This window comes from Paenibacillus sp. NPDC056933, assembly GCF_042674385.1.
Taxonomy (GTDB): Bacteria; Bacillota; Bacilli; order Paenibacillales; family Paenibacillaceae; genus Paenibacillus.
On record NZ_JBHUQN010000001.1, the window covers coordinates 2,035,295 to 2,047,752 of the forward strand.

The following is a 12,458-nucleotide window of genomic DNA, read 5'->3' on the forward strand; positions in this document are numbered from 1 at the left end:
TCTGATCCGGTTCTGCTCCAATCCGTCAATCTTGAAGGAACATTTTTTGCTCAGGCTCTCTGATCTGCTATGATGGAACAAATAATCATGCTAGGACGGAGGGAGATCATGAACTGCATTGCTGTATTGCCTTATTACAAAGTACAAAGAGAAGTGACGGGTCTCGCACAGGAGATACTGCAGAGCGATCGGTCCATGATCCTGTATTCGGACAAGATTGTAACGAAATACCGGGAGTTTAATATTACGGAAGTGTTCGACATGTCCTTTCGGAGAATGGGGAATGAAGGTGGCTTTTTTTATCTGCATACGAGCACCGGAGTGTACCCTTATATGGTTAACATAGATCCAAAGCCTTTCATTCAAAGTTTCAGAACAATGACGACTCAAAAATTAACTTGACCTTGCCGTTACGTAAAGGCTTATCCTCGGATTGGGAAGTATGGCAATCCAAACCTCGAGGAGTTGTGAAACGAATGAGCATGTTAATCCAGCAAGCCACCATCTTAACGATGAAAGACACCGATGCCCCCTTCAAGGGGGATATTCGCATTGTAGGCGACCGTATCGCAGAGATCGCTCCCCACATCCAGCCTCAACCGGGTGATGACATAATGGACGGTAAACATAAACTGGCCATGCCGGGCCTGATCAATGCTCACCAGCATACACCGATGAGTCTGTTACGAGCATTCTCTGATGATCTAAAGCTCATGGACTGGCTGGACCGCAAGATGCTGCCCGCAGAAGCGCGGATGACTCCGGAAGACATCTACTGGGGGGCCCAATTATCCATCGCCGAGATGATCCGATCAGGGACCACAGCTTACGCGGATATGTACATTCATATGAATGAGATTGCAGAAGCGGTAACGGAAACTGGTATTCGGGCATCACTGACACGGGGAATGGTGTTCGTAGAGGATGATGGAGGACGCAGAGTACAGGAAGCCGTAGATTTGGTTCAACGATGGTCTGGTAAGGCTGAGGGCCGAATTACGACGATGTATGGACCGCATTCGCCCTATACTTGTCCGGTAGAACCTTTGCAGGAAGTAATTGCGATGGCGGTACAGGAGAACGTGCCCATTCACATTCATCTGGCTGAGACAAAAGAAGAGGTCGTGAAGATTCGTGAACGCTATCGCATGACGCCAACCGAGTATTTGGAAGAGGCAGGCATGTTTGAAAAAGCACATGTATTGCTTGCCCATGGCGTACACCTGAATCGCAGGGATATTGGCAGATTGAAAGGCATGCGTGGCGGCGTGGCGCACAATCCGGTCAGCAATCTGAAGCTGGGATGCGGAATCGCTCCGATCACTGAGATGATTGCACAGGGAATTAACGTGGGTCTTGGAACCGATGGAGCAGGAAGTGCGACAACCGTCGATATGTTTGAAGAGATCAAGGCTGCGACCTGGCTGCAGAAGCTGGATTATGGCGACCCTACCCGGTTGCCTGCAAAAGCTATTCTTCGGATGGCTACCCGCGGAAGTGCAGAACTCCTAAATATTCAGCACGATGTGGGTGTGCTGGAGGCAGGACGCAAGGCTGACCTGATCTTGATTGATCTGAAGAAACCGCATTTGCAGCCTGTTCACGAACTGGAATCATTGCTCTCCTATAGCGTGAATGGTGCGGATGTGGATACCACGATTGTGAATGGTCGTGTGCTGATGAGAGACAGGCAGTTGCTGACCATTGATGAAGAAGAACTTTACCGTGAGGTGAACGTTAGGGCGAAGCGTATTGTTGAAGGGATTTAACGGCAGGGTATGGATCGGCAAAAACAAATACTAGTAAAACGAAACAAGCTGAGTCCTGTAAGCAACATGGATTCGGCTTGTTTCGTGTAAATATCGTGGTTTGACACCCATACTTACTTGACATGATTCACTTCAAGTAAGTATGGATGTCTTTTTTTGCGTGCAGGCAGACGTGGCTTGCCCAGTTCATTATCAGTTCACATAAATTTGTTAGGATATGAAGCAATAAATAGATAGAAATAGCGCATGACCAGGAGAGGAAGAGACCCAGATGAAAATATTAGAAGTTAAAAATGTGAAGAAATCATACACGTTGTATGGTAAGGAAAAGGTTCCGGTGCTCCACGGTTTGAACCTAAGCTTTGAGACCGGGGAATTTGTCTCCATCCTTGGTGAATCTGGTTGTGGCAAGTCGACCCTGATGAATATTATTGGTGGGATGGACTCCGATTATGAAGGGGATGTCCTTGTTCGCGGAAAGAACCTAAGTGCCATGACTGAAAAAGAAATGGATGATTATCGGAAGAATAACATTGGCTTTGTGTTTCAGAACTTCAATCTCATTCCACATTTATCTGTCTTGGAAAATGTTACAATTGCCATGCAAATGACGGATACAAGTGAGAAGGAACGTAATAAACGTGCCATAGATATTCTGACCGAGGTCGGACTGAAGGATCATCTGAACAAACGTCCCAATCAGCTGTCTGGTGGACAGAAGCAAAGGGTTTCCATAGCTCGCGCCTTATCAAATAATCCCGACATTATATTGGCTGATGAACCTACGGGTGCTCTGGATAAGGAAAATGGAGACCAAATCCTGGCACTGCTGGACAGCATAGCACAAAAAGGGATGTTGGTCATTACCGTAACCCACTCCCAGAAAGTGGCCGATTCCGGAACGCGTATTGTAAAAGTAGAAGAGGGACGGATTAAGGATGATATGTATTTAAAAGATCCTTCCTTAACGATCTACCAAGGTGATAAAGATCCTTCCCGAAACCTGGGCCTGTTGGCGTCCTTCAAAATGGCTCTCAAGAATATGAAACTCAATGCCAAGCGTAATGTATTGGTAGCATTGGGTGGGTCCATAGGTATTTTAAGCGTACTTCTGATGCTCTCTTTAGGCAATGGAATCACGAGTTATATGAATAACGAGATTAGTGCAAGTATGGACCCATTACTCGTGGACATCACTAAACCCAGTGAAGAAACCAAAGACATGCGCGGCCCGGAAGCCTTGATGGCAACAGGTCAGACGTTTACGGACGCAGATATTGAAACCATTCGTAATTTCCCGAATGTGGATCATGTGCAGACGATCACCTCTGTGGATGGAAAATCGACTCTGGTTTATGAAGAACAAACGGAGGGACTCACACAGTTAACAACGTTTACGGATGCTTTTGATAAAGAAATGATTACAGCAGGAACTTTACCCGAAGCCAATCAAATCTTATTACCGCAGACAACGGCGACTAAACTCAGTGGAAATGACCAACCTGAATCTATGATAGGCAAGTCCATCCATCTATATATTAATGAAATGGATGCTAACCATAAACCGATCATATTAGAAAAAGAAGTTATCATCTCAGGGGTGTATGAAGCAACGGAACAAAGAACTCCAATGCAACAGACCCCAGGATATCTTTCATCACAGACACTTGAGCAAATGTATACGGACAAAGGGATTACCCTTGGCCCAATTCAAGTTAATGCCTATGCCACCGATATGAAATATGTGAACGATATTAATACAGCCGCTGTGGATGCAGGTTTCTCTGGCTCCCAAACGGCAAAAATGATGGAGAATATCACGACTTATGTGAACATGGCTACAATTGTTCTCTCGGGTATTGCAGGAATTTCATTAATCGTATCCGGTATCATGATATTGGTGGTGCTTTACATTAGTGTAGTGGAACGGACCAAGGAAATAGGAATTCTTCGAGCGATCGGGGCAAGAAAGAAAGATATCAAGCGAATATTCTTTTCCGAATCTGCCTTATTAGGTGTGTTCAGTGGTATCATTGCGGTAGTCTTTGCAGTAATCATTAGCTACGTGTTAAATATTTTCTTGGATAACGCTTTTGGAGCAAAACTGATTAATCTATCCGGATATTATATTGTGTTCGGAATCGTTGTAAGTACAGTGATTAGTATCATCGCTGGTTTGATGCCATCATCGAAGGCTGCCAAGCTGGATCCGATGGAATCTTTACGATATGAATAAATACATTTGCGGAAAGGATAATGGATAAATGAACTCCATTCTTGTGGTTGATGATGATTCCCATATCCGCAAACTAATTCGAATTTATCTCGAAAAAAGTCAATTTTCCGTAGTGGAAGCGGCTGATGGTCAAGAAGCACTGGAACTCTTATCTCATACAAAAATCGATTTAGCGATTGTGGATGTGATGATGCCTCGGATCAATGGTATTGAATTGACGGAAGATATTCGATCTTATATGGATATGCCGATTCTGATGGTGACTGCCAAAGGCGAATCCAAGGATAAAGTCAGAGGATTTAATGCAGGTTCAGACGATTATTTAGTAAAACCTTTTGACCCTGTTGAGTTAATTTTGCGTGTGAAATCGTTATTGAAGAGATACAACAAGATATCATCGAATGTGATTCACATAGGTGGTGTAACGATTGACTTAGGCAATTTGACAGTTGTTGCAGCAGATCGAACGGTTGAATTGAAAAAGAAGGAATGTGAATTGTTATTTGCTCTGGCGAGTTCGTCAGGGCAAATATTAACACGCACACAGCTTATTGAAGATATATGGGGAATGGATTACGAAGGCGATGAGCGCACAGTTGACGTGCATATCAAACGGTTAAGAGAACGATTGGAGTCGATCCCTGAGCTCGTAATTTCGACAGTAAGAGGACTTGGATATCGTCTGGAGCTGGCATGAAAATGGTGAGGAAAAGCCTGCGTCTTCGAATCGTAGCTACATTTATTGGTATTGTTCTTGCCAGTTTGATTCTCTCCTTTATAATTAATATTCGTTCTCAGGAAAAGACTCCGAACCATTCTATTCTCAGCGTTGCTGAAGATATCGCTGCAATAATAAACCTGATCGATGATCCGGAGAAAGTTGAATCTAGCTTTGATATCTTTGCACGATACGGCTTGAACATAACTTCTGTGAATGAACACAGTGAAGTTCTTTCTTCTTTACCAAAGGAAAAAGTTAATTCGTTATTTAAGGCGAGTCCAGCCGATGCGGTTATTTTATCCAACAAAGATGGAACTGCTATTGTGGGTGTTCCCGGAGTGAACGATAAGATCGGTGCACTTCTGATCCAAAGTGATTTTTCGTCCATTTTTCATAATCTGAGAAACACGCTCCTCCTATCGCTATTTACAGTCTTGGTCATTGGAAGCTTATTAATCCTGTTCATGTCGGGGTACATTGTGAAGCCGATCAAAAGGCTAACGGTTGCAGCCAAGAAAATGGCATCAGGCGATTTATCGGTTCGGTTGAAGCATCATAATCAAGATGAATTCGGTGAGTTGATGGAGAGTTTTAATCATATGGCCAGCGAGTTGCAAAAAATAGACTCTGTTCGTGATGACTTTGTCAGCAACGTTTCCCATGAAATGCAGTCTCCGCTTACATCGATTAGAGGATTCACAAGAGCGCTGCAGGATGGCGTTATTCCATTAGAAGAGCAGAAAGAACATTTGGATATCATATATGAGGAAACATTACGCCTGTCCAGGCTTAGTGATAATCTACTTCGATTAGCCTCTCTTGATTCGGAGCATCATCCGTTTAATTTCACCACATTCCAGTTAGATGAACAATTAAGAAGGACTATCGTACTGGCGGAACCACAGTGGGCACTCAAAAATATAAAGATTGAATTGGATTTATTACCTTGCGAAATCACGGTGGATAAAGACCTGTTCGATCAGGTCTGGCAAAATTTAATGAACAATGCGATAAAATATACAGGGCAAGAGGGAACCATTCATGTAGAGATTGAGATGTCTACACCATTTGTGAAGGTATGTATTAGAGATTCAGGGCAAGGCATACCGGAGGAAGCCCTTCCTTATATCTTCGATCGATTTTATATGGTAGACAAAGCACGTAGCAGCGTGCTTAAAGGGAATGGATTAGGGCTTTCCATTGTGATTAAAATTTTGAAGCTGCATCATTGTACAATCGATGTGGAGAGTAGCGTTGGAGAAGGCACACAGTTTACCGTAAAGATTCCCAGGTTGGTTACTACAACCTGAGCAAGTCAGAGCAGTACGTAGCAATATTTAAACAATCGGGTTCCCCGTAATACAGGACTCAGGTTGCTTAAATATTGCTTTTTAATGCGTTGTCTGCATACCGATTTTCATATATTGTTTTGTTTAGTGGCAGATCATTTGATAAGATAGAAGAGACGCAAGAATGAGTCTATTTGGTAGTGAAACTAGAGTTGAAAGTTCAACGCGTATTATTCTGTGAACTATTCTCCACGTCTATGTGAATATATGAACATATAAATTAATCGACTGTACGCAGCATCTATTAATATACAAAGAATGGAGCCATCCAATGAAATATCGCAATATGGAAGATTGTATTAACGATCTGGAGCAGCACGGGCATTTGATTCGGGTGAAGGAAGAAGTTGACCCGCATCTGGAGATGGCAGCGTTACATATGAAAGTGCATGAGGCGAAAGGGCCGGCGCTGCTGTTCGAAAATGTGAAAGGCTCGAAGTTCCAGGCCGTTTCGAACCTGTTTGGCACCGTGGAACGAAGCAAATTCATGTTCCGTGGTACGCTTGAAGGCGTACAGCGAGTTATGGCGGTGCGTGACGATCCCATGAAGACACTCAAAACACCATTTCAGCATATCAGCACAGGTCTTGCCGCCTGGCAGGCTTTGCCCAAGCAGAAGTCGATCAGTCTGCCCGTAACTGCCCAAGAAATTGAAATATCCGATCTGCCATTGATCAAGCATTGGCCCATGGATGGGGGAGCGTTCGTTACGCTGCCTCAGGTGTATTCGGAAGATCCAGACAAACCAGGAATCATGAATTCCAATCTGGGCATGTACCGGGTACAGTTAAGTGGCAATGATTACGAATTGAACAAGGAAATTGGACTGCACTACCAGATTCATCGCGGGATCGGTATTCATCAGGCCAAGGCAGTCAAAAAGGGAGAACCTCTGAAAGTGAGCATCTTTATTGGCGGTCCACCGGCGCATACGCTCTCTGCGGTCATGCCTTTGCCGGAGGGACTCAGTGAAATGACTTTTGCCGGATTACTTGCCGGACGCCGCTTCCGTTACAGTTATAAGGATGGATATTGCATCAGCAATGACGCCGATTTTGTCATCACGGGGGATATCTACCCAGATGAGACGAAGCCTGAGGGACCGTTCGGAGACCATCTTGGATACTACAGTCTGACGCATCCGTTTCCGCTAATGAAAGTGCATAAAGTATACGCCAAGCCAAACGCGATCTGGCCATTTACTGTGGTGGGTCGTCCTCCGCAAGAGGATACGGCATTTGGGGATCTGATTCACGAAATTACAGGGGATGCCATCAAACAGGAGATTCCGGGGGTAAAAGAAGTCCATGCAGTCGATGCAGCAGGGGTTCATCCACTTCTGTTTGCAATTGGGAGTGAGCGTTATACTCCGTATCAGACCGTAAAACAGCCCACAGAGCTGCTGACGATTGCAAGTCGAATTCTCGGTACCGGCCAACTCAGCTTGGCGAAATACCTGTTTATTACGGCAGAGGATCAGCAATCGCTGGATACGCATCGGGAAGAGGAATTCCTGACGTACATTCTGGAACGAATGGATCTGCAACGGGACATTCATTTCCATACCAATACGACGATTGATACGCTGGATTACTCCGGAACCGGATTGAATAGCGGCAGTAAGGTTATATTTGCAGCCTATGGGGACAAAATTCGGGAGCTGTGTAGAGACGTGCCGGAGTCACTAAAGAACATTCGAGGCTACACGAATCCACAGCTCGTGATGCCAGGAATTGTTGCCGTTCAGGGAGCACCATTCACCACTTATGCGGATACAGAGCAAGAAATGAAGACATTCACGGATCTGCTGAGCGAAAAAGGAGATCTGTCCTCATGTCCAATGATCATCTTATGTGATGACAGCTCTTTCCTGAGTGCGAATCTCAGCAACTTCTTGTGGGCAACATTTACTCGCAGTAACCCATCTCATGATATGTATGGGGTGAACAGCGGTTACAGTTATAAACATTGGGGCTGTGACCAGATCATCATTGATGCCAGAGTCAAGCCGCATCAGGCACCACCGCTTATTCCGGACCCCGCTGTTGAGAAACGTATTGAACGCTTTTTCGCGCAGGGAGCGAGTCTGAGCTCGATCAAAATATAGTTGGAATTGTAAAGAGCCCAATGATTATTCTGGGCTTTTTGCTTATATATGTTTATAGTTAGACCTCCTTGTCAGTAGAAGGAATCGAAACCGGGACTTTTTCCTAAAATGGGAATGAGGATAAAGTCTTATACGTTCGTATTTCCTTCTGTGATTAAGGTCGTTTGAACTATGGATAAAAAGCGATTATTTATCGATATAAAGTAGTATAGGGATTTTTGGGACCCGATGTAACGGGTGCTGTTGACTATAAATGATTGTTCAGGGGGAATACCGATTTGAGAATCCATATTATGAACCTGCAAGATGGAGACCGTCTGACTGCGGATACATTCAGCGAAGCGGGATTACACGTTCTGGGCCAGGGTACTGTAATCAAAAGTGAAGATATCACCTTGCTGATGCAGCACCGCGTAGATTATGTGGATATTGAACCACGCGAGGAAGAGATCACGGAAGCGGAATTCTTTGCTGCTGCAGCAAAATTTGCATCTGGAGCAAGCACAAGCACCAAGGAAGAACCGCCTGAAGAAGAGATGAAGTCACAATTTATACAAACTGTACATAATTATCAATCTGCTTTTCTCGAAGCACTGACGGTAGGCAAGTTCAATGCTACGATGGTGGATGATGCGCTGCAACCGATGGTGGAAGGCCTGGATGAGCAAAAGGATGTTGTTCATCTTCTGATGATGCTGGAACGAGATGATGTGAATAACTACACACATTCCATTCAGGTTGGATTGTTGTCATTTTACCTTGCCAACTGGCTTGGTTATTCTCAGAAAGAGAGTTACCAGATCAGTCGCGGCGGCTATCTTCACGATATCGGCAAATGCAAAGTATCCCACCGGATTCGTAACAAGACGGAACCATTAACAGCTGATGAACAGCTCGAATTGCATCGCCACACCATCTATGGTCATGATATTATCAAAAGTTCCATGACGGATGAAGCTACTGCACTGGTGGCCCTTCAGCATCATGAACTTGAAGATGGCACCGGATATCCGATGCAGCTTAAGAAAGAAGAGATTCATCCATATACACAAATTGTTTCTGTTGCTGACATTTACATCGGGATGAGATCTGGCAGCCACGGAAGCAGCAATCCGAACCTGATCAACAATCTGCGGGATATCTATGCAATGGGATTCGGCAAATTAAACGAGAAGCCGGTTCAGGCGTTGATGCAGCATCTACTTCCCAATTTTATTGGTAAACAAGTGCTCCTGAGCAACGGCGAGCGGGGCGTTATTGTCATGAACAATACTTCCGATATTTTCAAACCGTTAATCAAGGTGGAGTCGGAACAATATCGGGATCTGTCCAAAGAGCGCACGCTTGCCATTAATGAGTTAATCATCTAGGTTAGCAAATAAAACTTATAGAAAACGGGTCTCCTGTACGATAACAGGGGGCCCGTTTTCTATAAATATTGTCATGCCTTGCGTTGTTCTCCAGAGAGACCAGGAGTATACTTTGCAAAGTGCCGGGGATATCGCCGAGTGCATAACGGATGAAAAGGAGAGATTGTTCTTGATTGAAGTGGTAACCGAGATAACAATATATGCCCCAATCGAGCGATGTTTTGACTATGCGCGGGACATTGATATCCATACCCAGACAGTCTGGAAACATACCCGTGAGCAGGCTGTAGCTGGTGTTACAACGGGCAGAATTGGCGAAGGTGATACAGTAACTTTTGAAGCAAGCCATTTCGGGGTAAGACAGAGGCTGACTTCCCGGATAGCCGAGTACAATCGTCCGTATCTCTTTGTGGACCAGATGGAGAAAGGTGCTTTTAAGAGCATGCGACATGAACACAGCTTCATTAAAATGGATGAACAGATGACTTGCATGAGAGATACGCTGAGATTTGAGGCGCCTTTTGGCGTTCTGGGTTGGGTCGCAGAGCGAATTGTCCTCAAGAGGTATATGCAGGCTTTTCTGGTGAGTCGCAATTTGAAGTTAAAGGAGCTGCTAGAGCAACAGCGGACAAATCCGATATGAGGAGATGATATTTAATGGAAAACGAATATTTTGTGGGTTGGGGCACACTTGCCCTTATTAATGCCGGACTTGCTCAGGGAAAAAACAGAAGTGGACGTAACTGGTTTCTGATTTCCCTGTTATTTGGTCCGTTAGCCACTCTGTTTATCGTGGTGTGGAATAAACTCGATTAAGGGTAAAGGCCCAGAATAGAAGTGCCGCCGCACTAACGCCTGCACCCAACCAGCAAACACCTGTCCAACCCGCCAACGCATACACTTGAGTGGAAGCAATGGAGCCTGTCGCACTGCCTATCGAATAAAAGATCATATAGGCGGCCGTTAGGCGACTCTGCGCTTCAGGGCGAACTTCATAGATCAGGCTCTGGTTGGTGACATGGACGGCCTGTACGGCAAGGTCCAGCATAATCACCCCTGCGACAAGCAGCCATAAGGAGTGGTGAACATAGCCCATGGGTAGCCAGGATATAAGCAATATGATAAGGGCGGCGCCCGTCGTCTTTTGTCCAAACCCCCGATCAGCCAGTTTTCCTGCACGTGCAGCAGCCAGTGCACCAGCAGCCCCCGCGAGACCAAAGGCTCCAATAGCAGTATGTGAGAGGGAAAGCGGCGGAGCGCTTAGTGGTAAAACCATGGACGTCCACAAGGTGCTGAAGGCAGTGAAAATCAACATGGCGAGAACACCTCGTACTCGCAGAATCGGCAGCTCGCGGTACAGTTGGAGGACAGAAACGATCAATTGGGTGTAGCTCAGTTTCTCTCGATCGGGTTCACGCTTTGGAAGGACAAGAAATAAGGTGATAATCCCGAATGATGTCAGAGTGGCAGAGAAGAGATAAACCGATCTCCAACCGATCCAATCGTTTAAGGTGCCTGCTATGGTTCGTGCCAGCAATATACCTATGACGATTCCGCTTGTGACCAGACCGACGATACGCCCTCGTTCAGAAGGTGCAGCCAAGGAGGCGGCAAAGGCAACGAGTGTTTGTGTAATCACGGCGAGCAATCCGATCGCGGCCATTCCCATGAATAAAATCCGGCTGGATGATGAGATGCCAACGGTTATCAGGGCGATTACGGATAAAAGCATCTGGATGATGATCAGCTTGCGTCGATTCACCAGATCACCGAGGGGGACGAGTAATAACAAGCCGAGAGCGTAACAGACTTGGGTTACGGTGATAACAATCCCAATGGATGAATGAGTGATACTGAACTCCTCAGCCATGGAGTCGAGCAAAGGCTGGGCGTAATAAATATTGGCTACCGCCAGTCCGCTGCACAGCGCAAATAACAGCGCGACAAGACGTGACATGCCTGCACGCCCTTCGCTGTGAGCATATGCTAGATGAGATGGATTTTGCATGATTGATTCACCTTTCCGTATTCGAGTTGGTAAGTAATAAAAAACAGAATGAATATGTTTGATCATAATGTACTGATCGGTATATTATGATGTGGAATAAACATACTTCAAGCTTCGAAGTGATGTCAAGGAGTAAAGGGGGACTTTGTTTTTCTGTTTCTAAAAAGTGAAATGAGTTTGACATGGATATGAAATGAAGTTTAAAATAGTTATATACTGATCGATACATAAAGAGGGTGAGCGCGTGGTTAGACAACGGGAATTTGATACGGATAAGGTACTGGATGCAGCGATGCAGATTTTTTGGGATAAAGGATTTGAGGCGGCATCTTTAAGTGACTTGACGACAGCCATGGGCATTCAGCGGCCGAGTCTGTATGCAGCCTTTGGGGATAAAAAGGAATTGTTTGAAACAGCGCTCCGTAGATATACGACTCTGCATGCAGCTCAGATCAGATCCAGCCTTCAACATACATCTTCTGTAAGAGAAGCCTTCCGTGCATTATTTGAACATATAGGAGCAGAAGGGGATGTGACACAGCCCCGTCATGGCTGTTTTTGCATTAATACGATGGTTGAACTGGCTCCACATGATCCTAAATTTGCGGTTCTTACCCGAGAGCATCAGATGTATCTGGCGGCTATTTTCCAGGAGACGATTGAACGGGGGCAGCAATCCGGTGAATTACCCGTTGATCTTAATGCGAATGCACTCGCAAATTCTCTCGTTGTATCCATGGTTGGACTGACTGTAATGATGAAATCGGAGCCGGATCGTTCGTTTGTGCATCATAGTATCGAAGTTACGCTATCATTGCTTGGACACTAAAGGGGACGTTTCTATTTAATCCAAATTGGATCATCTCTTTATGAAAATACGCTCTTTTCTCTAGTGGCA

Annotated in this window: 11 protein-coding genes; 10 read left to right on the plus strand and 1 reads right to left on the minus strand. The window is 45.2% G+C overall.

The window, feature by feature from the left end; all coding sequences use genetic code 11:
• Nucleotides 1–108: 108 nt before the first annotated feature.
• The 9 genes from ACFTRD_RS09295 (at nucleotide 109) to ACFTRD_RS09335 (ending at nucleotide 10,368) form a co-directional block, all read left to right on the plus strand.
• Nucleotides 109–402, plus strand: a complete 294-nt coding sequence (locus tag ACFTRD_RS09295) for a hypothetical protein (protein WP_090896901.1) — start codon at nucleotides 109–111, stop codon at nucleotides 400–402.
• Between the two features lie 74 nt (nucleotides 403–476).
• Nucleotides 477–1,769: an amidohydrolase gene (locus ACFTRD_RS09300; RefSeq protein ID WP_379379083.1), complete on the plus strand. Its 1,293-nt coding sequence runs from the start codon at nucleotides 477–479 to the stop codon at nucleotides 1,767–1,769.
• Nucleotides 1,770–2,040: 271 nt separating this feature from the next.
• On the plus strand, nucleotides 2,041–4,005 hold the full coding sequence (locus ACFTRD_RS09305; protein ID WP_379379085.1) for an ABC transporter ATP-binding protein/permease: 1,965 nt from the start codon (nucleotides 2,041–2,043) through the stop codon (nucleotides 4,003–4,005).
• 28 nt (nucleotides 4,006–4,033) lie between these two features.
• Nucleotides 4,034–4,702: a response regulator transcription factor gene (locus tag ACFTRD_RS09310; protein WP_192266771.1), complete on the plus strand. Its 669-nt coding sequence runs from the start codon at nucleotides 4,034–4,036 to the stop codon at nucleotides 4,700–4,702.
• Nucleotides 4,699–6,036: a sensor histidine kinase gene (locus tag ACFTRD_RS09315; protein ID WP_379379088.1), complete on the plus strand. Its 1,338-nt coding sequence runs from the start codon at nucleotides 4,699–4,701 to the stop codon at nucleotides 6,034–6,036. The genes ACFTRD_RS09310 and ACFTRD_RS09315 overlap by 4 nt, the downstream gene beginning before the upstream one ends.
• Nucleotides 6,037–6,346: 310 nt before the next feature.
• Nucleotides 6,347–8,182 carry a UbiD family decarboxylase gene (locus ACFTRD_RS09320; RefSeq protein WP_379379090.1) on the plus strand — a complete coding sequence of 612 codons (1,836 nt, stop codon included), beginning with the start codon at nucleotides 6,347–6,349 and terminating at the stop codon, nucleotides 8,180–8,182.
• Nucleotides 8,183–8,460: 278 nt separating this feature from the next.
• Nucleotides 8,461–9,552: an HD-GYP domain-containing protein gene (locus ACFTRD_RS09325; protein ID WP_379379092.1), complete on the plus strand. Its 1,092-nt coding sequence runs from the start codon at nucleotides 8,461–8,463 to the stop codon at nucleotides 9,550–9,552.
• Nucleotides 9,553–9,730: 178 nt separating this feature from the next.
• Nucleotides 9,731–10,195 (plus strand): SRPBCC family protein, encoded by a 465-nt coding sequence (locus ACFTRD_RS09330; RefSeq protein WP_379381253.1) that lies wholly within the window; start codon nucleotides 9,731–9,733, stop codon nucleotides 10,193–10,195.
• Between the two features lie 14 nt (nucleotides 10,196–10,209).
• A complete protein-coding gene (locus ACFTRD_RS09335) occupies nucleotides 10,210–10,368 on the plus strand; it encodes a hypothetical protein (protein ID WP_175382611.1) in 159 nt (52 codons plus the stop codon).
• On the opposite strand, the gene ACFTRD_RS09340 is transcribed toward ACFTRD_RS09335, so the two are convergent.
• Nucleotides 10,340–11,560 (minus strand): MFS transporter, encoded by a 1,221-nt coding sequence (locus ACFTRD_RS09340; protein ID WP_379379095.1) that lies wholly within the window; start codon nucleotides 11,558–11,560, stop codon nucleotides 10,340–10,342. The genes ACFTRD_RS09335 and ACFTRD_RS09340 overlap by 29 nt on opposite strands.
• A 244-nt stretch (nucleotides 11,561–11,804) precedes the next feature.
• On the opposite strand from ACFTRD_RS09340, the gene ACFTRD_RS09345 reads away from it, so the two are divergent.
• A complete protein-coding gene (locus tag ACFTRD_RS09345; protein ID WP_379379097.1) occupies nucleotides 11,805–12,389 on the plus strand; it encodes a TetR/AcrR family transcriptional regulator in 585 nt (194 codons plus the stop codon).
• Nucleotides 12,390–12,458 lie beyond the last annotated feature (69 nt).